We start from the raw sequence: 25,758 nt of genomic DNA on the forward strand, positions 1-25,758 counted from the left end.
TGGTTTTTAGTGTGAAACCCCACACATAGCGAGGGATTTATTGGTAATCTCAATTTGACGTACCACGGGGGTATGGGGGCATTATTAAACGTCTGGAGATTGTTGCCGCAGGCAGTTAGCACGGTGTTTTACACAATACGTCAAACAAACGTGGTGCGAATAATATTTCATTTTATTCGCCGTTAAGTAGAGATTTAAATACACCACGCCGAAGGAAAAATACTCTAGAAATCAAGGTAAAACCCGCAATTACGCGGAAATAACCCCAACGATAAACACGCGCATTTATACCGGTTAATGAATACCATCCCGGTGTGCGCTAATATCATGTACAGACTGAAAGTTAACGTAAGCCTATACCTTGAGGACAACATGATGGAAAGGCCCGCCCGCAGCCGGCTCAGACGCAGATAAAACAATATTTAGGCGAGACAAGCACCAGCCGCCAACACTACACACATTGCACGGTGCACCCACCCGCACGGGGTGTGAAGGTCTCGCTCACAATCACCGTAGACTAGTACTATAACCAGCCACACCCAACCACTACCCCAACCACAAAGGCATATTCCCTTGGCACCCACCGACGCACAAGAGGACGCCACACGTAAAAAACTGCGTCTTCTTTACAACTTTTTACTCTACGTATCGCCCGTCGCCCTGCTGATGGTCGTCTTCCCGGTTGTCACACCAGAGCTGGGCAAGTACCGTCTCGGCGACGTACCCCTCGTACACGTTATTCTTGCAGCATCCATCACCGTGCCCTGGCTCAGCCAGGCCGCCTGTATGCCCATCTACCGCGCCATCGAACTAGAGCACAAGCGGGTCGCAAAAAACCGTCAAGAACTCACCGAAAGACTTGAGACGGAACTCAAGGAAGGTACCGTCGAAAAAGTTCGCCAGCTCAAAGCCCTCCTCAAAACCCCCGCATACCAGCGCGTGAGCGACGTAGCCGCGTTCGCCCGCAACTGGCCATACATTTACCTGACCACCCTGCCCCTCATTATCCTCTTTGCGCTGCCGCTGATCTTCATCATGCACTGGAGCGCATCCGCTGTTGTCTCCTACCTCATACTCGGCGTGCTTAACCTCGCCTTCGCGCAGCTGCTCGTGCTGCCGAGCCTGGCTAAAAACCAGGTGGACTGGTTCTTCGCCTGGCTCGGGTACGCGGCGGCGCTGCTGTTCTTCCCCATCTTCTGGTTCCTGCCGCCCACCGCAGGCATTATTGTGCTGCTGCTGTGCCTGCGCAAGAACATCCGCCAGCTCAAAGTATTCAGCCGCACCCCCATTATTCATGTGGCCCAGGATGCGCTGCGCGGGTTCCTCACCGGCTCGGTGCTGTGGGCCGATAAGTACGTGCTGTTCGTCGCCGCCCACGGGCAGATTAACGTGGTCGCCATCTACATCAGCCTCATCCCGTGCGTGCTGGCCTACAACTACTTCTTCGTGGCCGAAGCAGACCGGGTGAACCTCGTCATTAAGAAACTGTGGAGCACCTTCGAAGAGAAACCCTTCGCCCAGGTCACCAACACCGCCAAAGAAGCAACCCACGTGTCGAACTACGCGATGGTTCGCAGCCTCACGGTCGCCATTTTCGCCTCGGTCATTACCGGGCTGATCATGCTCGTCGCCATCCCGCATGTGTTCCCCATAGGGTTCGCCGGCATTATTGCCGCCGGGCTGTTCTTGGTGGTTACCCTGTGCAACTACCAGATCGAATTCATGGGCCTGTACCGTATCTCTCAGCTTATCGGTGTGGCGCACCTGGTGCTGGTATGCATCATCTTCGCCATTATGCCCAACGAGGGCGGCTACTTCCCCCTTATCCTGGGGGAGGCCATACTCGCCATTATTGCCTACACCTTCTACCGCCGCGCGTGGGCTTCGCCGGAGCATTCTCTCTTCTGGCGTCGCGCGCTCGCCTGGTAGCTTTCCCACTAGGAACACCACATGCGAAACGTCTATGAACCTCTGCGCCGCCCAGCACCGGTGCCGCGCACCCCAGACCCCGACTACCCGGATGTCGATGTCGCTATCGTCATGGAGTCCACCTACCCGTACCTTAAGGGTGGAGTGTCGTCGGTGGTGCACGACATTGTCTCGGAGAACCCGGATCTGACGTTCGGGATTATTCACATCGCCTGGGACTCAAACTCCCCCCAAGAAGACCTCTACGGCGTGCCGGAGAACGTTAAATGGGTGCGTGTGATCTACCTGAGCATGGAGGAGTTTAAGGAAGAATTCGCCCACGACTGCGACCCCACGCACCTGCGCATGAACGCGCGGCAGCGGAAAAAGCTGGTGCGGCGCATCCTTGAGGCGTTCTCCGCGCTGGTGAAGGGGGATATGAACCCGCTGTGGGACCTGTACGATGAGGGTATTAACCCGCGCACCCGCTCCTTCCCGCTGTTCTCGGTGGTGGGCAGCCGCGAGTTCATGGAGGCGATGGGCACCTGGGGGTTCCTCTCCGAGATTCCGCTGACCGAACTGTTCTGGAAAGTCCGCGATTTCACGTCTTTGCTGTACGCCCTGCTGCGCCAGAACATGCCGTACGCCCGCGTGTACCACGCGCACACCACCGGGTACGCTTCACTCATTGCGGCCGCCGCTGCGCGCGACTACGGGTCTAAGTTCCTGCTGACCGAACACAACCTGTATGTGCGCGACACGGCAAATACGAAGCTTGAACGCCCAATGGATAAGCCGGTCACGGCCGACTATAAGCTGTTCATGGAACGCCCGGTCACCTTCGACGAGCGAGTCTGGGTCACCTGGTTCATTGAGATGGGCAGGTTCTGCTACCCGAGCGCCGACATGATCACCTACCTGTACCCCAAAGCCCTGGAAGAGGCGCGCGGTTTGGGTGCGCCCATCGACCAGCTGAACCCCGGCGATCGTGAAGATCACGCGATTATTCTGCCCAACGGTATGCTGATTGAGAGCGTGCACTCGGCCCTTGAAGCCCGCATGGCTGCGCGCATGAAAATCTTTGAGGACGCCCGCAACCACGTGTGGCGGTTCGTGTTCATTGCGCGCGTGGTGCCGATTAAGGGCTTGGCGGATCTGATTCGCACCCTGGCGCAGATGCGTGATGCCGGCATCATGAACTTCCACCTGGATGTGCTGGGTCCCACCGACCACAGCATCGACTACTACCAGCAGTGCCTGAATCTGATTGAAGACTTGGGGATGGGCCAGTTCATCACATTCCACGGTACGGTGAAGGTGCGCCAGATGCTGGCGAACTACGACCTGCTGCTAATGCCTAGCTATAATGAGGGGCAACCCGTCGTGGCACTGGAAGCGATGGCTGCGTCCATACCGCTGGTGAGTACCGATGTGGGCGGCATGTCGCAGCTGATCGACGATATTTTGGACGCCTCCGACGGGAAAGAAATTGGTAACTGCGGCATCTTAACTGTTCCGGGGGATGTGACCGGTTTTGCCCGCGCCTTGCGCATCATTATGGAAACCCCTGGGCTGTATGAGCAGTATAGCCGTAACGCGTATGCGCGCGTGGAGAAGTTTTTCCAGTTGAGCCTGGTGATGGAGCATTACAACCGCATCTACCGTAAGCTTGGTGGGCTGCCCGCACGACCGTCAAAATATACTGAGGAATGATTAATAATACAGCTCTGCGGGCTGGTGTGCCCGGCCGTTTTGGTGCGTGGATACGCTACGGTGGGGACCCGATCACCCGGAAACAGCTAGAGTTTGCTGTGCAAAACTATTCGGTTGCTATTCTGCAGCCCTGGGAGCAGGACGCGGCACTGTACCTGAAAAAGAATGCGCCGGATATGGTGGTACTGGCCTATAAATGCCTCTCCTCCACCCGCTCCTACGAGCCGGGGCCCATCTACTCCTCCGGGGTCTCCTGGGATACGGCGCAGCAGGCGCTGCAAAACGGCAAAGACCTGTACGCCCGCCGTACGGACGGCTCACTCATTGAGTGGCGCGGCTACCCCCAGCACTACCAGATGGCGGTATGGAACCCCGACTACCGCTGGTACTGGATGGACTCGGTCGTCAAAGAACTGCGTGACTCGCCATTTGACGGGGTGATGGGCGATAACGATATTGAGAGCGACTACTACGGGCTGAACCTGCCTATCCGCAACGTCGACTCCATGGCGACTGTACGCGCGGGCCTAGACCACCTGATCGAGTACGCGGGCGCCGAGCTGAACAAGGCCGGTAAGATTCTGGTGCCAAATATTGCCGAGGCGCGCCTGCGGTGGGGCAAATGGGAGGCGCACAGCGCCTACGGCGGCGGTTTTGAGGAAGTCTGGCTGGGCTGGGGTGCCCAAGAATTTCTGGACTCCACCTACGCCATGCTGCAAAGCCGCCACATTGGCCGCGGCGCCCAGGGGCAGGTGCGCCTAGCCTACGACGAGGGGCTTCAGCGCGCCGATCGGACAGCACCGAAAGTGACGATCCTGCGCACCCCCTCCGGCGGCCCGAAAGCACCAGTGACGGGCACAGACGAGAACCTGCTGTACGGGCTGGCGGGGTTCTGGATTTTCGGCGGCGGGCGGTTCACGGGCATTGCCGCCACCGAACACGATAGTTACAACGGAACCCCGTTCTCCCCAGAAATGTCGTACGATCTGGGCACCCCCGCCGAGGCGGTGAAAAGCGACGGGGCGGTGCATGCGCGGGCGTTTACACACGGCTGGGCGGCCATTAACCTGGGCACCACCTCCCGCATGGTGCGTGTGCCCAGCGGGCTCAAAGACGCCGCCGGCAATACCCCGCCCAGCACGCTGACGCTTCAGGCGCACCAGGGGGTTCTCTACCGCAAGTAGGGTCATGCGCGGGCGCTGCCCGACGGAATTATGCTGCACTCAGCGGGGTGCTGGGCCGCCGGGCACGCCCGGTCATTGAGGCCCCAGGCGGGGTGCTGCGGGTAGGCAGGTTAAGAAACGGGTCGTTTTTTGCGGTGCGCATCGGTAGGCTGTTCAGTGAGTACCGGTTTGAGCAATCAAAGGAGCGAACACATGAATATCCTACTTTTGGACGGCGGCAAAGCATTCGGCCACTCGGCGGGCCGCCTGAACCACACCCTGCATCAGACCGCCCGCAGCGCCCTACAGGCTCAAGGGCACCAAACGCGTGAAACCGTCATTGATGAGGGGTACGACCTGCCGCAGGAGGTAGATAAGTTCCTGTGGATGGACGCGGTGATCTGGCAGATGCCCGGCTGGTGGATGGGCCCGCCGTGGACCGTCAAAAAATACATGGACGAGGTGTTCACCGCTGGCGCGGGTATGCTGTTCTCCAATGACGGCCGCAGCAGCGCCAGCCCCACCGAGGGGTACGGCACCGGCGGCCTGCTCACAGGCCGTCAGCATATGCTCTCACTCACCTGGAACGCACCCCTTGAGGCGTTCACCCGTGCCGGTGATTTTTTCGGCGGTGCGGGCGTGGATGCCGTATACCTGCCGTTCCATAAGGCTAACGAGTTCATCGGCACCTCGCAGCTGCCCACCTTCATCTGTAATGACGTCATAAAAAACCCGCAGGTTGAACAGTATATTGTGAACTATATAGCCCACCTGGAGAAGGTGTTCGGCCCGGCCTAGCGGTGCGGCCGAAAGACTGCGGGCGCCGCCAGTATTCCTGTAGCCCGGCGAGAATCTGCGTATTCAGCGGGTCAACCCCTGAGATAATGGAACGGCCACAGTTTTGACCGTGTAGAGGACATGCCATGGACGCCGCACAGTTCGGTGAGTACCTTCACCTGATAGGGTTTAAGCCCACCCGGTGCGACCTTACCGCACTGAAAACCCTGCTCACCCGGCACATGGCGGCATTGCCGTTTCAGACCCTGAGCACCGTCCTGGGCGAGCCCGTACCGATTGATAGCGGCAGCATCTTCCGTAAGCTCGTTGCGCAGCGGCGCGGCGGCTACTGCTACGAACTGAACCTGCTGCTGCTTGATGCGCTCACCCTGCTCGGGTTTGAGGCCCGCCCGCTCACCGGCAGCGTCATCCCCAATAACCAGCTGGAGGAGGCTGGGGCGCGCACCCACATGCTGCTTCAGGTGACGCTTCAAGGGCAGCCGTGGCTGGTGGATGCGGGGTTCGGCGGGCTGGCCCCAACCGCCCCGCTGCTGCTTGAGAGCGAAAAGACGCAGCTAACCCCGCACGGGCAGTACCGCCTAAAACCGCACCGGGACGGCCTGGTTTTATGCGCTGTCACCGGTGCCACGCAGCAGCTGCTGTACACCTTTGACCGCCAGCCGCAGCGCCGCATTGACCTTCAGGTGGGTAACTGGTTCGTGTCCACCCACCCGCACTCGCCGTTCCGCACCCGCCTCATGGCGGCCCGCGCCGTCCCGGACGGCAGCCGCCACACGCTGCTGAATACCCGCTACACTCTGCACCGCCCGGACGGTTCCCGCAGGGTGCGCACCATCACCGATGCCGCTTCGCTGCTGGATGTTCTGCGCTCATGTTTTACTGTGAGTCTGCCGCAAACGGACGGGCTGTCCCGGCGCCTCCAGCAGTTTTTAGACACCCACAGCGGTGGTGACGCCGGTACACAGAGCGTTAGGGGAGAAGGGCAGGTACAAGAGCCGCATGTTTGATTTTTTCGTGAAAAACCGGTTAAGTCCGCAGGAATTAGCGGCTTTTATTGCCGTCGCCCTGGGCTGCCCGGCGGAGAACGTGCTGGTGGTCACCTCCAGCGAGCTGCAGGGCATCCCACCGGTGGAGCTCAACGCCCTGCGCTGCCTGTGCCTGTACTGGCATGTAACGGGAGACGCGGCGCTGCTGGTGAGCCTTTACCGGGTGGAGGCAAACCCAGAAGAGATACAGGAGAAAGTGGTCACTGCATCACGGGCCGCAGGGGTTGTGTGCTACGTGCCGAACGATAACTATAACGGGTACCTGCTATGCGGTGAGGCAGAACCCGTGCAGGTTTACGAGGACGAGGCGGCATCATCCGATGAGGGCCTGCACCATATTTTCCGCAGGTGAAGGCGTGAGTGTCTGCTGGTGCAACGTGCGTGCCAGCCTACTGACAGGAAACAGCGGCGTACCCAGATCTTCCCTGCTCCCGCCGCCAGATAACTGCGTTCCCGCTCCCGAAGGTGACCTCATGAACACCGGCAGGCACGCTGAACTCACGGTCAAAACTGCCCGAATACACGCCGTTTGAAAGCCTCTGGCGCAGAATAATATTGACGCGACCGCCGTGGGTACGCACCATCACCGCGCAAATCCCCAGTGCACTATTGCCCAGCAGCCCCGACAGCCTGATGCGCGCCCCGCCGCTGCCTTCTGTGACGGCCACACGGAAATCGTTGAGTTCTTCCTGCCTAACCTCCCGCGACACCCACCGGGTGCATGACGAAAGCAGCTTGCGTATCCTGCCCGTCACGGGTGCCTCCGGGTGCCCTGCAGCAGCGCCAGGTAGTCATCCTCAATATCCACCAGCTGCCGCCCGAGCGTGCTATCGAGCGGCACGAATCAACCACCATCCGGCTCATGAGGGCGTGCACGCCCGCGGCGGGTGCGGTGTGGTGCCGCAGGTGGGAGGCCATGCTCGTCAGCTGCTCCCGCATAAACATCAGCTGGTCCCGGCTCGTATAGTCGCGGATACTGCCCGCGTCTAAGATGCCGTCAATAAGGTCTATGGTGTTCACGATTCTGCCCGTGAGCGTTTCCGCCCCCATAGTTGATCTCCTTCGCACGCTGCGGCGGATACCCCCAGAGAACGCTGCGGCGTCAAAAGAGCAGCCTAAGCCGTCTTTTGACGCCGCAGCACTTATGTCGCTACTCGCCGGTGTGCCGCCGAGTGCGCAGGCCGAAACCTACTGTGCGGGGTATGAGGGGGCCTCTTCACCCACCAGGCGTTCCAGCACGCGCACCACCTGGCAGGAGTAACCGAACTCGTTGTCGTACCAAACGTACAGGATGGCCGAGTCGTCGGTGACGACGGTGGCAAGCGCATCCACTACACCCGCGTTGCGGGAACCCACAAAGTCGGTGGAGACGGCCTCATGTGAATCGGAGTAACCAATCTGGCGGCGAAGTTCACCCTTGAGGGCAACCTGGCGGAAGACCTCGTTTAGTTCATCCTTAGACCCTGCGGGCTTAGCCAGTTTCACGTTCAGAATAGCCATCGAAACGTCCGGGGTGGGAACGCGAATAGCGTTACCGGTCAGCTTGCCCTCCAACTGGGGGAGTGCCTTAGAAACAGCACGCGCTGCACCGGTTTCGGTAATCACCATGTTCAGCACCGCCGAACGGCCGCGACGATCACCCTTGTGGAAGTTATCGATCAGGTTCTGATCATTCGTGAAAGCGTGCACGGTCTCCACGTGACCGCGTTCCACACCGTACACGTCATCAAGAACCTTCAGTGCGGGGGTAATCGCGTTGGTCGTGCAGGATGCCGCCGAAAGAATCTTATCGTCGTCAGTAATGATGTTATCGTTCACGCCGAAAACAATATTCTTCATATCGCCCTTACCGGGGGCAGTCAGCAGAACGCGCGAAATACCGGGGCGCTCAAGGTGCTGGGTCAGGCCCGGAACATCGCGCCAGCGGCCGGTGTTATCGACCAGAAGCGCATCCTCAATACCGTACTCGGTGTAATCCACAGTGGTTGGATCCGAGGAGTAGATGAAACGAACCGGAAGACCGTTAGCAATAATGGTGTCGTTCTCGGCATCTACCTTAATCGTGCCCTTGAACGGGCCGTGCACCGAATCGCGTGCCAGCAAAGAAGCACGCTTCTCAAGGTCGTTCTCGGTGTTCTTACGCACCACCACCGCACGCAGACGAAGGTTTGCCCCCAGCGATGAGGAACGCTCCAGCAGAATACGCGCCAACAGGCGGCCAATGCGTCCGAAACCGTAGAGCACCACATCCTGCTGCTTGACGGTCTCGCCCTTCTTGCCAACCGATGCGCCAACCTGCTCGGGCAGCCACATGGAGAAGTCGGGGGAATCCGCATCAACATGCTGACGGTGCAGGGACGCAATATTAATGGAGCAGGGGCCAAGGTCAAGGTCGGCCAGGGCCCGGACCAGCTCAAGGGTGTGCGCGGGATTCAGGGGCGCGCCGTCGATCTTCGCGGCACCATCATGCAAACGCAGCATCTGAATTACAGATTTATTGACCAGGCTGCGGCCGTGAATATTCAGCACCACGCCGTTCTCACGGTTAAGCTTACCGATGAGGGGGATTAGCTCCTCAGCCTCGGTCTCGCGGGCAATCCACTGTGCGTGAGTGTTTTCGGGAGTCGTCACTCTTGACCTTCTTCCTAGGTGGACATCGTCGTCAGTAATATACTCGCCGCACCCCGGGATGCCAGGGGCGGTTCGTGCCGGTCTGTGCTGACCGCTTCACCTCAAGTCTAACGGGTAATTCTGGTTTGTGCGCTCAGAACCGCCCGGGAATACGCGCACGTCACACGCCCATTTGTGATACGAGCGCAACAACCCAAACAACCCCTCGCAAAGGAGGAAGAAGCCACGGCAAAAACCCACAAAAAGACAGGTAAGAAGGTGGTGCGTGCACCACGACGCAGGCCCGCTCGCAGGTAGAATTGAAAACATGCTAACAGTGATCGGTGAAGCCCTCGTAGATGTCGTCCACAAACAAGGCGAACAAACCCACGCCTACCCCGGCGGGTCCCCCATGAACGTGGCGGTCGGGGTGAGTCGCCTAGGTCACCCCACCCAGTTCGTGGGGCACTACGGCACCGACGACTATGGTCGTGCCATCAGCGAGCACCTGGGGGCCTCCGGCGTGAACGTGCCATTTGCCCCCACCGCTGCGCGCACCTCCACCGCACAAGCCCACATTGGACAGGACGGTGCCGCAGAATACGAGTTCAATATTGACTGGTCGTTGGATGCGCTCGCCAACGAACTGGTGGAACTTGCCCGCACCTCCCAGGCGCTGCACACCGGATCCATTGCGGCGATGCTCGAACCCGGTGCGCATGTGGTCGCTAACGCGCTCACCGCCGCCCGTGAGAGCGCGCTCATTAGCTACGACCCGAACTGCCGCCCCAGTATCGTTAGTGACCGCGCCGCCGCACAGGAGTGGGCTGAACGGTTTGTGGGGCTCGCCTCTGTGGTGAAGGCCAGCGATGAAGACCTCACGTGGCTGTACCCCGACCGTTCCCTTGCGGAGACGGCACGCGCCTGGGTGGCGCTTGGGGCTGAGCTGGTGGTGCTGACCCGCGGCGAGAGAGGGCCAATTGCCTACACCCGCACCTACCCTGAGGGTATTGAGGAGCCTGCGTACCGTGTGCAGGTGGCCGATACTGTGGGTGCGGGCGATTCTCTCATGGCGGCGCTTATCTGCGGCCTGCTCGATCGCGGTATCGCTGGCTCAGGTGCGCGTGCGAAGGTGGCGGCGCTTGAGCGTGAAGAGATTTCTGAGCTGCTGCGTTTTTCGGCGACCGCAGCCGGTATTACAGTTTCTCGATCCGGGGCGAACCCGCCAAACCGTCACGAACTGCTTGCCGTACTCAACGGCTAAAGATCCGCGTTATAGCGGGCTAAAAACCTTCATTCCGGATACAGAATATAAGGAGAGTAGCTATGCCCGATTACACCCCCACCAGCCACGCACCCCTGCCCCGCGACCCCTACGAGGGTTTGACGAAACTGCCCGAATTTACGCTCACCTCCACCGACATTACTGATGGCGGCACGGCACCGACAACAATGCTGTCGGCGCTGTTCGGCGTGCCCGGCGGGCAGGACCTTTCTCCGCAGCTGTCGTGGAGCGGCTTCCCCGCAGACACTCAGTCGTTCGTTATCACCTGCTACGACCCGGACGCCCCCACCCCCAGCGGGTTCTGGCACTGGACCGTATCGAACATCCCGGCTGCTGTTACCTCTCTTGAGGCGGGCGCAGCCGCACCGCACGGTGCGCTCACCCACCGCAATGACGCCGGTGTTCCCGGGTTTTTGGGCGCGGCACCTCCGGCGGGGCACGGGCCGCACCGGTACATTTTCTGCGTGACCGCCGTGGACGTACCCGAACTTGAGGTAGACGAGAACACCTCACCTGCCGTCGTGAACTTTAAACTCTTCTTCCACGGCATTGCGCGCGCCTTTTTGACTGTCACCTACGAGGAAAACTAGCCGTTACCGCATGATTAGACTAATCGCCAGCGACCTTGACGGCACACTCATTGGGAAGGATTTCCGGTTCCGCCCCCGCACCCTGCACGCCCTTCAGGCTGCGCGGGCGGCGGGCATCCAGATCGTGTTCGTGACCGGGCGCCCCAGCCGCTGGCTCACGCCCATTAGGGAACAAACCGATTTCGATTCCTACGCCATCTGCTCGAATGGGGCGGTCATCTATCACCTGGGCGCTGACGAGGTGGAAACTGTGAACGGGGCCCCGGCGCACGCTATCCGCAGCGCCCACGAGCTGCTGCAGCCGGTTTTTCCCAACGCCACATATACCCTTGAAACCGTCGATACCGTCTACATTCAGGGCCCGTATGAGGGCGGGGAAGTGCTTGAGGGTGCGCGCGTGGTGGAGCAGCATCTGCTGGGCGCGCTAGACGGGTTTGCGGGGGAGCAGGTGATTAAATATTTGGTGCATGTGCCCGGCATGGACCCAGATATTCTGCAGGCGCGTGTGGCGCAGACCGTGGGTGAGCTGGTGTCGGTCACGCGCGGGGTTGTGGGTGAGCCGCTGATTGAGATGGGCTCGAAGACCGTGAATAAGGGGTACACTCTCGCCCAGTTTGCTGCACGGCACGGTATTGAGGCGCACGAGGTGATGGCCTTCGGCGATATGCCGAACGATGCCGAGATGCTGTGCTGGGCGGGCCGCGGGTATGCGATGGCATCCGGGCAGCCCGCACTGATTGAGAAGGTGGGGCGCACCTGCCCGCCCTTCGGGGAAGACGGCGTGGCGCAGGTGATCGAGGCAATGCTTCAGGAACACGAAGAGGCAGAGCCCCGAACGGTGTAGCCTTCGCGCGGCTGCGAGCCGTGCGGTCTCATCCAAATCCTCATCTAAATTTTTGTCTCTCATCTAAAAATTTTTAGATGAGAGGCGTATTTTTTGGATGAGGGAATCCCCGAGAGTGCGTGCTGGGCATAAAACGGTCGTCTATATAGAAATAATTCTTTCTATTATCGCCTATACTAGAAATAGTTCTTTCTATATGAGGGTATGGAGATTATGGCGTATATTCCCACCAAGGTGCACCGAGCCTCGCGGACGATCGGCGAGCAGCTGCGCATCCAACGCAAACTGATGGGTTTGACCGCGCAGATGGTTGCGGAACGTGCAGACATTACGACCGTGACCCTGCGGCGTATTGAGCAGGGCGAATCGGTGCGTACTGACGTGCTTTTTCGTGTGCTGCGGGTGCTCGGCATGCTGGATGCGGTCGTCACCGCCACCGACCCGTACCTCACGGACGTCGGTCGCCTGCGTGCCAGCGAAAAACTCCCCAAGTCGGTGCGCATCCCCAAAAGCGAAATGGGCTGGTAACTATGAGTGAAACAGTGCAGGTTACTACAATGACAGGCGACCGTGAGGTAACCGCTGGTCGCCTTTTCATCAACCGTGGAACCGGAGTATTTCACTACGATGCAGCATATCTAGCGAACCCTGCCGCCTACGCTCTTGCCCCATCGCTCCCTCTTGTTGCTGGCGCACAGCCCCTTGATGGGTTGGGCGGTTTGAGCGATTCTGCCCCTGATAGGTGGGGACGTAAACTCTTGCAGCGTGCACGAAAACGCACCTCGCTCAGTGAGTTCGACTATCTTCTGGGGGTAGATGATGCCGGGCGTCAGGGATCTTTACGATATTGGATAAACGATACCCCGTTAAGCTCCGATGGTACAGGTATACCCCATGAGCTGGATTTGCCCGAACTACTGACGACAGCGGATGCTATAGAGCTTGATCCGTCTGCTGTAGATGATATTCAGGCGCGTCGCCTTTTCCGTGCTACCGGCTCGCTTGGCGGCGCCCGCCCAAAGGCAAATGTGCTGATCAACGGCGAGTTGTGGCTCGCAAAGTTTCCTAAGCCTGTGGGTGATGAGTGGGATCTCATGGGGTGGGAGTACACTCTCAACCGCCTGGGCGCTGATCTGGGTATTATCGTGCCGCAAGCGCGCCTGCTGAAAATTACCGATATTAATGGTGAAGATCGGCATATCTATGTGGCGCGTCGTTTTGACCGTCTGCAGGACAGTCGGCAGCGCATCCCCTATATTTCTGCGATGACGGCACTGGAAGCGTCCGACGGCGATGGCGGGGACTGGGTCGATGTGGTGGAATACGCCCGAGAAGAAGGCGCAGATACCGAGCAGCTGTGGAAGCGCGCTATGCTTGGGGTGCTTGTGGGGAATACCGACGACCATTTGCGTAACCACGGGTTTTTGCGGTTTGGGCGTGAATGGGAAATAGCCCCGTGTTTCGATATGAATCCAACCCCTGACGGTGATGCCCATCAGCTGGCTCTCTTCGGCGACCCCTCGTATGAATCTTCCGCGCTTGTCTCTAAAGATTCGCTTTCTCTTTTTGGAGTATCTGAGCAGGATGCGCACGGCTGGCTGCGAACCGCAGCCCCTCTGCTGGAACGTGCCTCGGAACGCGCTCGCGGCTATGGGGTGGATGCGCCCAGCGCCTCTGTGATGCGCCCGCGTTTTGAGCGTGCAACACAAACGGTGCGGGAGCTAAGCAGCTGAATGTTTTTGGTTCGCATCTTTATAAAGCTATATAAAGCTGATAGGGTGATGTGTACAAGGGAAGGAGTGCATCATGCCTAAGAGTTTAGCGACCGAAGAGTTCATCACAGGTGTTCTGCACGATACTGAGCGGCGCATCCGTGAACAGATCGATCGGGGTGAAATCACTCCCACTGCCGAGTCTATGCAGGAGCTCTCGAATGCGCTCTCGCATACGGTTGAGGTGCGCAAGGGCGCGCGGGGGTCTGGGAAATATATTGGCAAGGTGAAAGATAGCCGCAGCACCCGCGAATACCTTGGCGGCATCAGTCTGCAGGCCCTCAACGATAGGGTGCGCAAGAACAATATTCTGCGCCTCAAAAACAAGGCGGGACGTAACGGATATCCGGTTTTTCAGTTCAAAGACGGGGCAGTGGATCCGCAGGTTCGGCAGGTTATTAAAATATTGTTAGATAGCGGTCTTACCGAGTGGGGTGTAGCTTTTTGGCTTGCTCGTCCGTCGAAATTCTACGATAATCGCCCCGCAGTTGAGTACATGAAGGACTCCGAAGAGAACTTCAAGCTCGTTGTTGCTCATGCTCATGAGGACGCTGCTAACCGGAGGGCAAACTACTGATATTTCTTGATGGGACAAAAGCGGGAGCGTTTTCTTCATTCGGGAGCACTTTAACCGCTCCCGAATGAAGAAAACGCTCCCGGAACTCAAGGGATTGTGGGCAAGCCCAGCAGTTAGTGTCCCAGCTCGTCGTGGTCCCTGTCAGTGAAGGGTTCCAGCGGGTCGCCCGCCGCCCTAGTGCGTTTGGCGATGAACGTCATCAGGTGGAACACAATCAAGGTCGCCGCCGTACCGAGTGCAATACCCGCGAACGACAAGCCTGAGAATTCCCAGGTGTAATCCGCGATGCCCACAATCAGCGCAACAGCGGCGGTCGTCAGGTTAATCTGGTTTGAGAAATCCACGCGGTTTTCGCTCCAAATGCGCACGCCGAGCATCCCGATCATGCCGTACAGCACGGTTGCGGCACCTCCAAGAACACCCGCCGGAACGGTCGCAATCGCCGCGCCAAACGCCGGGAAAAGCGAGAGAGCGATCGCGAAAATCGCAGCCACCCAGTATGCCGCCGTCGAATACACCTTGGTTGCCGCCATGACACCGATATTCTCGGCGTAGGTGGTTGTACCGGAACCGCCGCCAAAACCGGCGACAGTGGTCGCCAGGCCGTCCGCCATGAGAGCGCGACCCGAGTAATTATCCAGGTTCTCGCCCGTCATGAGCGCCACCGACTTCACGTGCCCAATATTCTCGGCAACCAGCACCAGAATCACGGGGATAAACAGCCCGGCAAGCTCCCAGTGGAACTCGGGGCTCTGAAAATGCGGCAGGCCGATAATGCCCTGCTGCTGAACGGTCTGCTCGATGGTCGAGAAGTCTACCTCGCCCCGCACAACCGCAGTCACATACCCGATAATCACGCCCAACAGAATCGAGAGGCGACCAATAATACCCTTGAACAGCACCGAAATCAGGATAATCGAGATAAGGGTTACGAGCGCGGTGATGGGCGCCTTCATGAAGTTCGCTTTCGCACTCGGTGCCAGGTTGAAGCCGATGAGCGCCACGATCGCGCCGGTTACCACGGGCGGCATGAGCTTTGTCAGCCAGCCGGTACCCGCAAACTGCACAATAACGCCCACCAAAAAGAGCGACAGGCCCGCCATGACGATGCCGCCGAGCGCACCCGCCGGGCCGTGCTGGTTTGTCGCCGCCGCCAAGGGTGCGATAAACGCAAAGGAAGAGCCCAGATAAGAAGGCACACGCCCGCGCGTGATCAGCAGGAACAAGACGGTGCCCAGGCCCGAGAAGAACAGCGTGGTTGCGGGCGGGAACCCGGTCAGCAACGGCACGAGGAAGGTTGCGCCGAACATCGCCACCACATGCTGGGCGCCGATGCCGATCGTAATAGGCCAGGCGAGGCGTTCGCTCGGTGCCACGACCGAGCCGGGTTTAATGCTTCTGCCGTCGCCGTGCAGGCGCCAGCCGAAACCGGATTTCTGTGTGCTCATGGGATGCGATTCTCCAGGTGAAGGTGAGGATAAAATTCCCAGTAATTCTACACCCGTTGAGCCTGGTATGCGCGTTGTAAAAAGGCTCTTTATGTGAATAAAGCGTTAGAAAATCTGCTTTATTCGCATAAAGAGCCTTTATTAGCGGGGAGGGGAAGCCACTACAGTGCCGCCTGCAAACCCTCCGGGTGGTCATGCTTCGCCAGCTCGTACCGCAGGTGCCCCTCGGTCGGCGACTGCACCGGCAGGAACGCGACCTCACGCACTCGGCGTGCCGTGGGTGAGCCTGCCACGTACCCGGCCCCGCCCACGGTTTGCAGCTCACAATGGGTTGCCGCCGTCGCCAGGTGCGAAACATCCAAACGCAGCTGCAGCAAGTCACGTTTTTGGGCGTTCTCAGGTTCAGCTGCTAGACGCAGCAGAGTGTCCCGCAGGGTACGGTACGTACCGAGAAGCCCCTCAAACTCCTGTTTAAAGATGCCGCCCGACACCTGAAGATGCTCCGCCGCACTCTGTAACGCACCGGCGGCAAGACCCAAGCAGAACGCGGACTGCACCAGTAAGAACGGCGCGGTTACTTTCGCTAAGAACCCCGCAAAGTCCTTGGTCAGGATATCCTCGGTCGGCACAAAAACATCCTCAAAAATGATCGTGCCAGACTCGGTTCCGTTGAGCGCCAGCAGGTTACGGTGATATGCAACCTTCAACCCCGGAGTATCCTGGCGAACCGTCACAATATACCGGTCCGGATGCCCCTCCTGCGCATTCTGCACCGCCACCGGCAGCACAATCACACCGTTCGGGTACAGGTTAGAAGCCCACGACACCGTGCCGTTAAGCTTCACACCGCCCTCTACCAGGGTGCCCAGCACCTTGATCGGGCCGATACCTGCGGCCTCTTTATAGGCGGCGGCCATCGCGGTGGTGCCGCTTGTGGTGGCCTCAGTCAAACCCTCGGGCAGCTCACGGTTCACCGCATCAAAGAACGCAATCGTGGAACGATGCGCCCACAGCGAGAACCCGGTGGAGGCATCCTGCGAAGCAAGATCATACGCCACCGCAGCCTGCGGTACGAGGGAGCCGGTGCGCCCCAGAGTCAGCAGACCATCCTTCGCAATCTCGCGCAGATTCTCAAACGGGGAACGCTCACCGGCATCAACGGCATCAGCGTGTTCGGCGGCAAGCGCAAGCACACGCTCACGTTCGGGATAGCTGTGGAGAGGCTCAACCGTCACATTAGACATAGCAGGCTCCTTGCACGTTTATGCGTGTAGCTTGAACAGGCGGTCGATGGGGGTGCTCACGGCTTCGCGGGCGCGCACCACCGCATCCTCATCGGGTGCGTCGTAGAAGCACAGGCACTTAGCGGTATCCTCACGCACATAGGTGCGCAGGAAGGAAACCTCGGGCACCTCGGCGTACTTGGGTGCGTTCGCCTTCTTGCGGGTCAGGTACTGCTCCATCGTGATTTCGGCAGGAATATCCCACTCGACCAGGTAGTCTGCATCTTTCTTGAGCTTCTTGATGTCGTCGAGATCGGCACCCACCAAGCGAACCTCGTCGGGGCCAACCACGGATGCGTGCTCGCCAATAGCCGCGGTGAGGGCGGGCGCGAACGCGGTATTCTCAGACTCAATGATGGCGAAGATCAGTTTGTGATCGGCGGAAACCTGGGTTTCGATGAGCTCCGCGCCTTCGCTCAGGGAGTTGGAAACGGTTTCGATGAGCGCGGTTGCCTCATCCTTGGAGGCGTTCGCGGGGGTCAGCTCGATCAGGTACAGTGCCATGTCTGTTTTCTCCTCAGGTAGAACGTTGTCTTTTACCCGCCTGTGCGGCGGGTCTGGCATATACCCTAAACCGGTCGCGGGCACGGCACCTAATATTTTTTCGCTATAAGTCCTAAAACGAAGGTTTAAGAACCTTTCACCCGTCACATGAGGTCACGAATCTACATAAATCGTCATCTTGTCCGGTGGCGGGAATATTCATCCGCCTCTGGTGTTCGGGGAAGGGTTTGGAGGTAGCGGGTTAGGGGCACCGAGGAGCAGAAACTGACTTTTGGTAGCGTAAACACCTGACTTTTGGTAGCGTAAACACCTGACTTTTGGTAGCGTAAACACCTGACTTTTGGTAGCGTAAACACCTGACTTTTGGTAGCGTAGATGTATGAGCTACTTGAAAAGAAGCCTAGATTTAGAGCTTGATGAGCTTTTCCCCTTCGTTCCTGCCATTGCAATTGATGGACCTAAAGCAGTTGGGAAAACTGTTACTGCTCTCCGAAGGGCTGATCAAGTCTACTACCTCGATAACGCAGCGCAGAGAGAATTCCTACAGGCTGACTTCCTTCTTGCGTCGTTACCTTCTGGAACAGTTCTGTTGGATGAATGGCAACAGCTACCTGAAATCTGGAACTCAGTTCGCCGCAATGTAGATGAAGGAGCTCCCGCTAAACGTTTTCTTCTGACTGGTAGTGCTACTCCCGTTGACCAGAGCGGAACCCATAGTGGGGCGGGCAGGATTTTATCGGCCCGAATGCGGCCTCTAACGTTTTACGAGCGATACCGACCTTCAAATCCGGTTAGTCTCCGCAGTCTTTTGAGGGGTGAACAACCTGTTATAGAAGGCTTTACGGACGTATCGCTCAATGACTATGTGAAGGCCATTGTTGAAGGGGGTTTTCCCGCTACGTTAGGCCAGCCTGATAGGGTCTGCCGTGCCTACTTAGATGCTTATGTGCAACGTATTATCGATAGGGACATACCTGAGCTTGGGCATTCTGTGCGATACCCCGAAACTTTAAAACGTTGGATGCAAGCGTATGCAGCTGCCTCATCTAGCACCGCATCGTATGCACGAATTTTAGATGCTACAACGGCCGGGGACGGTGTACAGCCTGCTAAGACCACTACTAATTTGTATCGTAATTTCCTCACAAAACTGTGGATATTAGATCCAGTACCAGGATGGGCTCCCGCTAGCAACGAGTTTACTCGTCTTACAGTATCTCCCAAGCACCAGCTGGCTGATCCGGCCTTGGCTGCACGTCTTCTGCAGCTTTCGGCATCAACACTGACCTCTTCACAGGGAGCGCATATGTTGGGGCCGCTCTTTGAGTCTTTGGTTACTCTCAGTGTGCGTGTTGCTGCGCAGGCTGCAGAGGCAACGGTGAGTCATCTGCGCACTAAGAGCGGTGATCACGAAGTAGATTTGATTGTGCAGGGTCCCGAGGGGGAGGTCTTGGGCATAGAAGTGAAGCTGGCGCCAGTTATTACCGACACTGACGTACGGCACCTGCTGTGGTTGCGGGATAAAATGCCCGATAGTGTTACAAACTTGGTGGTTATTACAACGGGAGCCCAGGTGTATCGGCGTGCGGATGGGGTGCTCGTTCTGCCCTTGTCCCTGCTGGCTGAATAGCGTGCAGTAGCTTGCCTTAGTGAGAAATAAGGACTTTATGTTCTCAATAAGAGCCTTATTGAGAACATAGAGTTCCAGATTCTCATTAGCTGCCTGTACTTCCCTCATTTTTAGGGTATTCCCTTACGGTACAGATGGTGGAGCAGAATACGTCTGTGGCACCGAATGGGCGTTCTAGTTCACTCCGCGCATGAGTTTCTGCACGGGTGCGCGGCAGAGGAAGAGGACGATACCAGCAATAACCGAGACGGCACCCACATAGGTGAAGTAGGGAACCTCGGTGTCTTGGCTGTAGAACTGTGCGCACCAGCCCGCAAATGCGTTCCCCATCGCCAGAGAGGTCCAGTAGAGCGCCATCATGTTCACCTTATAGGTTTCGGGCGCGAGCCGGGTGGTCAGCGCCATGCCCGTAGGCGAAATCGTAAGCTCCGCAACAGTAAAGATAAACATGATGATGACCATCCAATAGACTGCCACTTTAGGGACACCCACCTGTGTGAGGAAAACCCAGTATGCCGGGCCGATAGTCACGAGTGCGAGCGAGAACTTGGTGGTTGTGCGTGGCTGCCGGTCGCCCAGCTTGGTCCACATGGCGGCGAACCCTGAGCCTAGAAGAATCACGAAAATGGGGGCTAGAGAATTGACAAGGGTCGGGGGCAGGTCACTGTCCAGAATATGCCAGTCGAGCCGCTTTTCGGAGTATACGGGAATAAACGTAAACTGCTGCTGGTAGAGTGCCCAGAAAATAGCATTGGCAATCCAGAGGGGAATGAATGCCCACACCCGTGAGCGTTCGTCGCTGGTCACGTTCTTGGCGGTGAGCAGCTGAACGAATAGGGCCACCGCACCAATGCCAACGGCGCTCACCACCCATGTGGAGATGTTGCTGGTGGTGATCCACCCCATGGTGACCAACAGGAATATTATGAGAGCTATACTCAGCAGGGTGCCCGCTAGAATACCGTTCTGACGCGGGGTGAAAGGGGCGGTCACTTCGTGCACCGACTCGGGCAGGTTCTTGCGGGTGAACGCATACTGGATGAGTCCTGCCGCCATGCCGATAGCCGCAATTCCGAAGCCGAAGTGAAAGCCTAACCAGCCCCATCCCCAGCCGGTCAGTGCCGGGCCTAAAAGCGCACCGATGTTGATGCCGATATAGAAAAGCGTGAACCCTGCTTCGCGTTTGGGGTCATCTTTGTTGTAGAGCGAGCCAACCAGAACCGATGCGCTGCTTTTGAGGCAGCCTGAACCGATCGCGACCAGAAGAAGGCCTATGAGTACGCCAGCTGCCCCGGGTATGGCGGCGAGGGCAATATGGCCCGCCATAATACCAATCGCGGAATAGAAGAGGGTACGTTCGGGGCCCAGGACGCGGTCGCCCAAAATACCGCCGAGGATTGCCATGAGGTAAACGGTTGCCCCGTACGCTCCCATAGCGCCGGTTGCCGCTTCTTCGGGTATCCCTAACCCGCCTTTATCAATGGAGTAGTACAGGTAGTAAATGGCAAGTGCCTGCATGCCATAGAATGAGAACCGTTCCCACATCTCCACGGTGAAGAGACTGGCAAGCATCGGTGGATGCCCGAAGAATGTTCTATTGTGCTGCTGATGTTCTGTGACGGGTGTAGTGGCTGACATGGCTCACCTCCCGAATAGGTTCCCGGTCACAACCGGCTCTATTACCTGAATTTTAGAGTATGCCTTAGAAAATGTATATAGTTTCGAGAATAAAAATTCCGCTGTTCACAGTGCGAATATACCCCTCCACAAGGGGATTTACAGGCTGCGAGCGGGGGCGGAGTAATGTTGCTGGAAGAAGTATTTTTTACCTAAAAATAGCTTGGAATATACTCCTTTGCACAAAAGCATTTTTTCGCGCAACCCCAATTATCAGGAGTAGAATAGATAAATAATTGAAATACAATCGACACCGGAAGTTAAGGAGAAAATCATGAGTGATGTACCCCAGGTAAACCCCACTAATGTGCCCGCAGGAGCCACGATTATTGATGTTCGTGAAGACTACGAATGGGAAGCTGGCCATGTTGCGGGTGCGCAGCATCTTGTGCTCAGCGAGCTCCCGGAACGCTTGGGTGAGCTTCCCAAGGGTGAGGACTTCTACGTTATTTGCCACGGTGGTGGGCGGTCCAACCGGGCAGCAGAGTACATGCGGGAGAACGGGTACCAGGCAAACAATATTGCGGGAGGAACGACCGCCTGGTTTGAGGCAAACCTACCCATGGATAGTGAAAACGGGAAGGATCCCGCCGTCGTTCACTAATGACGCTATATCATAAAAGTTTGGAATATATGCGGTTTGACTAGTGTATATAGCTAAAACTATATATAAGGATGCGGTGCTTCCAGCCCCCGAAACGGCTGCCGGTGCCGCATCCTTTGTATTTGGGTCAAAGCCACACCGCTCAAGACCAACGGCAACGCACTCTACAATAGGAAACGTGATTCTTCAGCCCGATCAATACCCAACATTGCACGTGCGTGCCCTCGACTTTGAGATAACGCCCGAGGCCGCATACCCCGTGATTGCTGCGGGTGCTCGGTACGCCTATTGGCTTGATTCCGCACGAGAAGAATCGCCTATGTCTCGCGTCTCGTATGTGGGCGTCGTCCCTTATTGGGCGGCTGTGCTGCGCATCGAAAACGCACGTGAGGCAACAAACACGACTCCTTGGGATGCCCTCGATACCGCGCTTGCCAGTATGCCTGAACCCGATGACATTGCCGAGCTGCCCGAAGGTTTGCGCGGTGGTTACGTGGGTTATTTCGGGTATGAGGCGCGCGCCGCCCTGCACCCCGGGCGCATCGGATACACACCCCGGCACACGGCACAAACCCCGGATTCTCTCTGGATGCCCGCCGTGCGGTACCTGGTCTATGAACATGAAACTCGCCGCGCGTGGCTGCTTGGCGATGAACCCTGGCTTGAGAAAATTGAGCCGCGTTTGCGCGAATTGGCGCGGGATTCTTGGCGTGAGATACCGGGTGATAACGCACATGACGGCGATAAGCCATTGAGTCAGCACGTGGAGCATCTGCTTTTTGAAGCCCCTGACCGCGAAAGCTATTGCGCAGATATTGAGCGCGCACAATGGCATATTTATGAGGGGAATAGTTATGAGGTCTGCCTGAGTGCTGAAAGCACCGCGCGGGTAGAACATCCTCTCACGCCAGATCAGCTTTTTGAGCTGTACCGCACTCAGCGCAGGCATAATCCTGCACCTTACGCGGCCTATTTGCGGTGTGGCGATTTCTCGGTGCTTTCATCGTCTCCCGAGCGTTTTCTGATGGTTGATACGCACGGAAACGCCGAAACAAAGCCGATTAAAGGGACATGCCCGCGCGGTGCGAATCCTCAGGAAGACGCCGCTGCGGCTCACTGGTTGCAGCACGATGCAAAAACCCGCGCCGAGAATCTGATGATCGTCGATCTTTTGCGCAACGACCTCTCGACGGTGAGTGACCCCGCGAGCGTTCAGGTTCCTGTGCTCATGAGCGTGGAAAGTTATGCAACGGTGCATCAGCTTGTTTCGACCGTCACTGCGCGTCTTAAACCCGAAATTTCTGCGGTGCATGCCAGTGCGGCGTGCTTTCCTGGCGGGTCTATGACCGGCGCACCTAAGCCCTCAACAATGAATATTATTGAGGATCTAGAGGCGCACCCCCGCGGCGTATACTCGGGTGCTCTCGGATTTTTCTCGGCGGATGGTGGTGCCAATCTCTCCATTGTTATACGCACCTTGGTCGCGCACGATAACGGGCTTATAACCCTCGCCGCTGGCGGCGCTATTGTCGCCGATTCAGATCCGAACGCCGAGTACGAAGAGATGCTGACGAAACTACGTGCGGCGCTTCCGCTGAGTGTGGGGCGCATCGTTGAAAAGGGTGTGAGTAAGCAGAGCGTCGCCGCGACCGACCGAGAAAACTCAGGGGTATTATGAATTTTGTCTTCGATATTGACGGCACCACTAGCTTTAATGGCATGGTGATCGAACCCGCCATTGAGCGCGAAATTTATGCGCTGCTGCGGGCGGGCCACCGCGTGGTTTTTGCCTCCGCCCGACCGGTGCGCGATATTCTGCCCATGCTCTCTGAGGATGTGCGCACGCATAGCGGGTTGGCGCTGATCGGCGCGAACGGTTCGCTGCTGTACCGGGACGGGCATCTGCGGGCGCGGGAACACCTAGATGCGCATAGTTATGCGAAAATTCGGGACCTTATCGAACGTCACAGGCTGCACTATATCGCGGACTCCCTGGACTCTTACGCCTTTGATTTGCCCGATGCGCATGTGCTCGTGGAACGGCTAAACCCCGAGGGAACGGACCGCCTAGTTTCCTTGAAATACCTGGAGAATCCGGTCAAAATAATTCTGCTTGACATCAATAATCCGCATCTTTACGCCGAGCTTGAAGAGACCATTGCGAGCCTAAACCTGCATGTGACTAAGCATCAGGACGCCACCACGAGTATTGACCTGGCACCCGGGGGTGTGCATAAAGTTTCGGCTCTCCCGCAGGCGCTTGGCACGCGTCCGGGCGAAAAAACCGACCCTTATATCGCGTTCGGCAACGATATGAACGATGCAGGGGTGCTTGAGGGTGCTCAGTATGCGGTCGCGGTGGGTTCGCATAAAGCCCTGCTGCCGCTCGCAGATCTGACGGTGGACCCGCATCCGGATGCGGTCGCCGCCGCCATCCGCGCCCTCGCGGAGGATTTCTGATCTTCCAGTATCAACCCTAAAAACAATTATCTTCTTGTATGAAGGGATAATTATTGCAGGGAAACGCATGATGTACCATCACATGAACCTAATGTGGGTTATGCTCAATATGCGACTTCATTACAGCGAATAGCTGTTATACATCAAAAGGAGCATCACCGATGAGCCAATATCACCTGCCCGATCCTGCGGGGCAGCCAAGTTATCCGGTGCCGCAGAATTCCCCCTACTACAATCAGGCCCCTGCATACCAGCTCCCTGCACATCAGCCCCCTGCATATTCACAGCCTCCTGTTATGCCCTATGCTCCGGTGTATGCGGGTGTGCTTCAGCCTGCTCCGGTGGCCCGTCCTAAACTCACAATCACGCCCATTATCACGCTGATTATATGTGCCATATGCATCGTTTTGCGGGTGTCAGAGCTTATTGCATCCACTCAGATGGTTAACTCTTATAACAGCCTCGTGTATCAATTCTTCGCAGATTCACATACACGAGAGGCGCAAGATGTTATCTCTGCTAGTAATGGGATTAGTCACGTTCTGCAAGTTCTGAATATCTTATTGCTGATAAGTGTTGCCATATACTTTACACTTGGTATTTTTGTCTACCGTGGGCGTAACTGGGCTCGTATTCTGATGGCTATTATCGCTATTTTTGGGATAATAGGTAGCACCTTGCATCTTCTCTGCATGTTGAACATTCAGCACTACATGGTTGAGGAGGGAAAAGAATTAATTCAGTCAGGGCTGCCGGTGCCCCACTTTGAGTTTGAGTCTATGATTCCTGTCCTAGTATTTATCTACGCATCACTGATTATCACGAATTTTTTCCTTCTGGTATTTTTGTGGCTGCCCGGCACTAACGCCTTTATTCGCAACTCTAAGATATACCGCCTGGCGCAGAAATCTATGGCTTAGCCCGAGATGAGGCAGCGGTGCAAATAATGGTTCACAGGCTCCCGGCGGCAGCAATTATAAAACATGGATGTGTGGTAATGATGTTCTTTGCCAGCATTAGTTTCGGCTATGCTTATGTGCAATGACTCGATGCCCGAGTTTCTGTGTGCCACTACATCTATGAAGGAATATACGCCATGAGTGAGAGCGTGACCCCAGGCCACCCCAAGCCGCAAAAACCGGCATCGGCGCAAACCTCAGCGCCCGCTTGGCAGTCTGCATCGGCCGCCAATGCTGATGCTACCGCTACTATGGTGGCTGTTCCCCCTAAAATCACGACACTGCCCTTAACCGCTGCTATTATTTCGTGGGTATACGCACTGGTGCGTTTGGCCGAATTCGGTTTTATGATAGTTGCTTTAGGTATTCTAAAATCTACAGTTGACTCGGCGTTCCCAGATAGTCTTCGTAATTATCAATTTTTTCAATCATTTGCACATTTTCTTTTATTTTTAATATTATGCAGTATTTTACTTTACGTCATGCTCGGTTTTTATGTATATCGTGGATATAATATGGCACGTATCATTATGACTATTGTTGCTATTGGGAATAGTATAAGTCTTGCTCTGCACGCAGTTTTTGTGAGTGAGGCTTCTGTACACATAGCGCGTGAATGGCTAACATATGCTTCCGATCTTGCGCCCACTTTTTCTATACTCACAGTAATCTATGAGCTATTGGTTATTGCTAATATTGTCCTTCTGGTATTTTTGTGGCTGCCCGGAACCAACATTTTTATGCGTCAGGCCAAGACATACCGCTTAGCCTTGAACACAACAGCACAGTCTGTGACGGGACAGCGCTACGAGCGGTAGCTTCTACATTCTTATTATGTTCATGAAATCTTGGTGTGCGGCCATGATGTTCTTTGCCAGCGTTAGTTT

At 56.9% G+C, this 25,758-nt stretch carries 25 protein-coding genes; 18 read left to right on the plus strand and 7 right to left on the minus strand.

All coding sequences use genetic code 11. The features are described from left to right. Nucleotides 1-573: 573 nt before the first annotated feature. The 6 genes from D8M41_RS09615 to D8M41_RS09640 all read left to right on the plus strand — a co-directional run bounded on the left by D8M41_RS09615 (nt 574) and on the right by D8M41_RS09640 (nt 6,980). Nucleotides 574-1,929, plus strand: coding sequence for a hypothetical protein (locus tag D8M41_RS09615; RefSeq protein WP_126926897.1), 1,356 nt, complete (start codon nt 574-576; stop codon nt 1,927-1,929). A gap of 21 nt (nt 1,930-1,950) precedes the next feature. Further along, on the plus strand, nt 1,951-3,621 hold the full coding sequence (gene pelF / locus D8M41_RS09620; protein WP_023133469.1) for a GT4 family glycosyltransferase PelF: 1,671 nt from the start codon (nt 1,951-1,953) through the stop codon (nt 3,619-3,621). After that, nucleotides 3,621-4,805, plus strand: coding sequence for a putative glycoside hydrolase (locus tag D8M41_RS09625; RefSeq protein WP_051122086.1), 1,185 nt, complete (start codon nt 3,621-3,623; stop codon nt 4,803-4,805). The genes pelF and D8M41_RS09625 overlap by 1 nt, the downstream gene beginning before the upstream one ends. Nucleotides 4,806-4,997: 192 nt before the next feature. Next, entirely contained in the window at nt 4,998-5,582 is a 585-nt protein-coding gene (locus D8M41_RS09630) for an NAD(P)H-dependent oxidoreductase (RefSeq protein WP_006888411.1), read from the plus strand. Between the two features lie 125 nt (nt 5,583-5,707). After that, nucleotides 5,708-6,589, plus strand: a complete 882-nt coding sequence (locus D8M41_RS09635; protein ID WP_023133470.1) for an arylamine N-acetyltransferase family protein — start codon at nt 5,708-5,710, stop codon at nt 6,587-6,589. Continuing rightward, on the plus strand, nt 6,582-6,980 hold the full coding sequence (locus D8M41_RS09640) for a hypothetical protein (RefSeq protein ID WP_126926898.1): 399 nt from the start codon (nt 6,582-6,584) through the stop codon (nt 6,978-6,980). Before D8M41_RS09635 ends, D8M41_RS09640 begins: the two co-directional genes overlap by 8 nt. 37 nt (nt 6,981-7,017) lie before the next feature. On the opposite strand, the gene D8M41_RS09645 is transcribed toward D8M41_RS09640, so the two are convergent. From D8M41_RS09645 to D8M41_RS09655, 3 genes are all read right to left on the minus strand, one after another. After that, entirely contained in the window at nt 7,018-7,338 is a 321-nt protein-coding gene (locus tag D8M41_RS09645; protein ID WP_161970781.1) for a hypothetical protein, read from the minus strand. Beyond that, on the minus strand, nt 7,322-7,678 hold the full coding sequence (locus D8M41_RS09650) for a hypothetical protein (RefSeq protein ID WP_023133473.1): 357 nt from the start codon (nt 7,676-7,678) through the stop codon (nt 7,322-7,324). The genes D8M41_RS09645 and D8M41_RS09650 overlap by 17 nt, the downstream gene beginning before the upstream one ends. A 138-nt stretch (nt 7,679-7,816) precedes the next feature. Further along, nucleotides 7,817-9,259 (minus strand): glyceraldehyde-3-phosphate dehydrogenase, encoded by a 1,443-nt coding sequence (locus D8M41_RS09655; protein ID WP_023133474.1) that lies wholly within the window; start codon nt 9,257-9,259, stop codon nt 7,817-7,819. Between the two features lie 307 nt (nt 9,260-9,566). On the opposite strand from D8M41_RS09655, the gene D8M41_RS09660 reads away from it, so the two are divergent. From D8M41_RS09660 to D8M41_RS09685, 6 genes are all read left to right on the plus strand, one after another. Beyond that, nucleotides 9,567-10,502 (plus strand): carbohydrate kinase family protein, encoded by a 936-nt coding sequence (locus D8M41_RS09660; RefSeq protein WP_023133475.1) that lies wholly within the window; start codon nt 9,567-9,569, stop codon nt 10,500-10,502. A 62-nt stretch (nt 10,503-10,564) separates the two neighbouring features. Beyond that, nucleotides 10,565-11,113 carry a YbhB/YbcL family Raf kinase inhibitor-like protein gene (locus D8M41_RS09665; protein ID WP_006888648.1) on the plus strand — a complete coding sequence of 183 codons (549 nt, stop codon included), beginning with the start codon at nt 10,565-10,567 and terminating at the stop codon, nt 11,111-11,113. A 10-nt stretch (nt 11,114-11,123) separates the two neighbouring features. Continuing rightward, nucleotides 11,124-11,957: an HAD family hydrolase gene (locus D8M41_RS09670; protein WP_023133476.1), complete on the plus strand. Its 834-nt coding sequence runs from the start codon at nt 11,124-11,126 to the stop codon at nt 11,955-11,957. Between the two features lie 213 nt (nt 11,958-12,170). Continuing rightward, nucleotides 12,171-12,485, plus strand: a complete 315-nt coding sequence (locus tag D8M41_RS09675) for a helix-turn-helix domain-containing protein (protein WP_037285824.1) — start codon at nt 12,171-12,173, stop codon at nt 12,483-12,485. A gap of 2 nt (nt 12,486-12,487) precedes the next feature. Further along, nucleotides 12,488-13,690, plus strand: coding sequence for a type II toxin-antitoxin system HipA family toxin (locus D8M41_RS09680; RefSeq protein WP_023133478.1), 1,203 nt, complete (start codon nt 12,488-12,490; stop codon nt 13,688-13,690). 73 nt (nt 13,691-13,763) lie between these two features. Further along, the gene (locus D8M41_RS09685) at nt 13,764-14,306 is read left to right on the plus strand and encodes a hypothetical protein (protein ID WP_006888496.1); all 543 of its coding nucleotides are present in this window, start codon (nt 13,764-13,766) and stop codon (nt 14,304-14,306) included. Nucleotides 14,307-14,419: 113 nt separating this feature from the next. Here D8M41_RS09685 and D8M41_RS09690 read toward each other — a convergent pair whose 3' ends face one another. The 3 genes from D8M41_RS09690 to D8M41_RS09700 form a co-directional block, all read right to left on the minus strand. Further along, the gene (locus D8M41_RS09690) at nt 14,420-15,754 is read right to left on the minus strand and encodes a uracil-xanthine permease family protein (RefSeq protein ID WP_126926900.1); all 1,335 of its coding nucleotides are present in this window, start codon (nt 15,752-15,754) and stop codon (nt 14,420-14,422) included. 161 nt (nt 15,755-15,915) lie between these two features. Further along, nucleotides 15,916-16,998: an acyl-CoA dehydrogenase family protein gene (locus D8M41_RS09695; protein WP_006888355.1), complete on the minus strand. Its 1,083-nt coding sequence runs from the start codon at nt 16,996-16,998 to the stop codon at nt 15,916-15,918. Between the two features lie 18 nt (nt 16,999-17,016). After that, complete coding sequence (locus D8M41_RS09700) at nt 17,017-17,541, minus strand: DUF4242 domain-containing protein (protein ID WP_037285614.1); 525 nt, start codon at nt 17,539-17,541, stop codon at nt 17,017-17,019. A gap of 379 nt (nt 17,542-17,920) precedes the next feature. On the opposite strand from D8M41_RS09700, the gene D8M41_RS09705 reads away from it, so the two are divergent. Next, nucleotides 17,921-19,171 carry an ATP-binding protein gene (locus D8M41_RS09705; protein WP_006888577.1) on the plus strand — a complete coding sequence of 417 codons (1,251 nt, stop codon included), beginning with the start codon at nt 17,921-17,923 and terminating at the stop codon, nt 19,169-19,171. A 174-nt stretch (nt 19,172-19,345) separates the two neighbouring features. Here the strand turns inward: D8M41_RS09705 and D8M41_RS09710 are convergent, their stop codons facing one another. Further along, a complete protein-coding gene (locus tag D8M41_RS09710) occupies nt 19,346-20,809 on the minus strand; it encodes a peptide MFS transporter (protein ID WP_006888535.1) in 1,464 nt (487 codons plus the stop codon). 313 nt (nt 20,810-21,122) lie between these two features. Between D8M41_RS09710 and D8M41_RS09715 the strand changes: the two genes are divergently transcribed. The 5 genes from D8M41_RS09715 to D8M41_RS09735 all read left to right on the plus strand — a co-directional run bounded on the left by D8M41_RS09715 (nt 21,123) and on the right by D8M41_RS09735 (nt 25,689). Next, a complete protein-coding gene (locus D8M41_RS09715; protein ID WP_126926901.1) occupies nt 21,123-21,452 on the plus strand; it encodes a rhodanese-like domain-containing protein in 330 nt (109 codons plus the stop codon). Nucleotides 21,453-21,630: 178 nt separating this feature from the next. After that, complete coding sequence (gene pabB, locus D8M41_RS09720) at nt 21,631-23,130, plus strand: aminodeoxychorismate synthase component I (protein ID WP_126926902.1); 1,500 nt, start codon at nt 21,631-21,633, stop codon at nt 23,128-23,130. Then, nucleotides 23,127-23,912: an HAD-IIB family hydrolase gene (locus D8M41_RS09725; protein WP_006888427.1), complete on the plus strand. Its 786-nt coding sequence runs from the start codon at nt 23,127-23,129 to the stop codon at nt 23,910-23,912. Before pabB ends, D8M41_RS09725 begins: the two co-directional genes overlap by 4 nt. 161 nt (nt 23,913-24,073) lie before the next feature. Next, nucleotides 24,074-24,832: a hypothetical protein gene (locus D8M41_RS09730; protein ID WP_126926903.1), complete on the plus strand. Its 759-nt coding sequence runs from the start codon at nt 24,074-24,076 to the stop codon at nt 24,830-24,832. 176 nt (nt 24,833-25,008) lie between these two features. Next, nucleotides 25,009-25,689 (plus strand): hypothetical protein, encoded by a 681-nt coding sequence (locus tag D8M41_RS09735; RefSeq protein WP_006888465.1) that lies wholly within the window; start codon nt 25,009-25,011, stop codon nt 25,687-25,689. The last annotated feature ends 69 nt before the right edge of the window (nt 25,690-25,758 follow it).

The organism is Rothia sp. HSID18069, assembly GCF_003989155.1.
Classification (GTDB): domain Bacteria; phylum Actinomycetota; class Actinomycetes; order Actinomycetales; family Micrococcaceae; genus Rothia; species Rothia aeria.

Excerpts from the sequence above, each read along its gene's own strand:
- pelF (WP_023133469.1), top strand. The coding sequence starts at position 1,951 with ATGCGAAACGTCTATGAACCTCTGCGCCGCCCAGCACCGGTGCCGCGC.
- D8M41_RS09630 (WP_006888411.1), top strand. The coding sequence starts at position 4,998 with ATGAATATCCTACTTTTGGACGGCGGCAAAGCATTCGGCCACTCGGCG.
- D8M41_RS09635 (WP_023133470.1), top strand. The coding sequence starts at position 5,708 with ATGGACGCCGCACAGTTCGGTGAGTACCTTCACCTGATAGGGTTTAAG.
- D8M41_RS09640 (WP_126926898.1), top strand. The coding sequence starts at position 6,582 with ATGTTTGATTTTTTCGTGAAAAACCGGTTAAGTCCGCAGGAATTAGCG.
- D8M41_RS09650 (WP_023133473.1), bottom strand. The coding sequence starts at position 7,678 with ATGGGGGCGGAAACGCTCACGGGCAGAATCGTGAACACCATAGACCTT.
- D8M41_RS09660 (WP_023133475.1), top strand. The coding sequence starts at position 9,567 with ATGCTAACAGTGATCGGTGAAGCCCTCGTAGATGTCGTCCACAAACAA.
- D8M41_RS09665 (WP_006888648.1), top strand. The coding sequence starts at position 10,565 with ATGCCCGATTACACCCCCACCAGCCACGCACCCCTGCCCCGCGACCCC.
- D8M41_RS09670 (WP_023133476.1), top strand. The coding sequence starts at position 11,124 with ATGATTAGACTAATCGCCAGCGACCTTGACGGCACACTCATTGGGAAG.
- D8M41_RS09675 (WP_037285824.1), top strand. The coding sequence starts at position 12,171 with ATGGCGTATATTCCCACCAAGGTGCACCGAGCCTCGCGGACGATCGGC.
- D8M41_RS09680 (WP_023133478.1), top strand. The coding sequence starts at position 12,488 with ATGAGTGAAACAGTGCAGGTTACTACAATGACAGGCGACCGTGAGGTA.
- D8M41_RS09685 (WP_006888496.1), top strand. The coding sequence starts at position 13,764 with ATGCCTAAGAGTTTAGCGACCGAAGAGTTCATCACAGGTGTTCTGCAC.
- D8M41_RS09690 (WP_126926900.1), bottom strand. The coding sequence starts at position 15,754 with ATGAGCACACAGAAATCCGGTTTCGGCTGGCGCCTGCACGGCGACGGC.
- D8M41_RS09695 (WP_006888355.1), bottom strand. The coding sequence starts at position 16,998 with ATGTCTAATGTGACGGTTGAGCCTCTCCACAGCTATCCCGAACGTGAG.
- D8M41_RS09700 (WP_037285614.1), bottom strand. The coding sequence starts at position 17,541 with ATGGCACTGTACCTGATCGAGCTGACCCCCGCGAACGCCTCCAAGGAT.
- D8M41_RS09705 (WP_006888577.1), top strand. The coding sequence starts at position 17,921 with ATGAGCTACTTGAAAAGAAGCCTAGATTTAGAGCTTGATGAGCTTTTC.
- D8M41_RS09710 (WP_006888535.1), bottom strand. The coding sequence starts at position 20,809 with ATGTCAGCCACTACACCCGTCACAGAACATCAGCAGCACAATAGAACA.
- D8M41_RS09715 (WP_126926901.1), top strand. The coding sequence starts at position 21,123 with ATGAGTGATGTACCCCAGGTAAACCCCACTAATGTGCCCGCAGGAGCC.
- D8M41_RS09725 (WP_006888427.1), top strand. The coding sequence starts at position 23,127 with ATGAATTTTGTCTTCGATATTGACGGCACCACTAGCTTTAATGGCATG.
- D8M41_RS09730 (WP_126926903.1), top strand. The coding sequence starts at position 24,074 with ATGAGCCAATATCACCTGCCCGATCCTGCGGGGCAGCCAAGTTATCCG.
- D8M41_RS09735 (WP_006888465.1), top strand. The coding sequence starts at position 25,009 with ATGAGTGAGAGCGTGACCCCAGGCCACCCCAAGCCGCAAAAACCGGCA.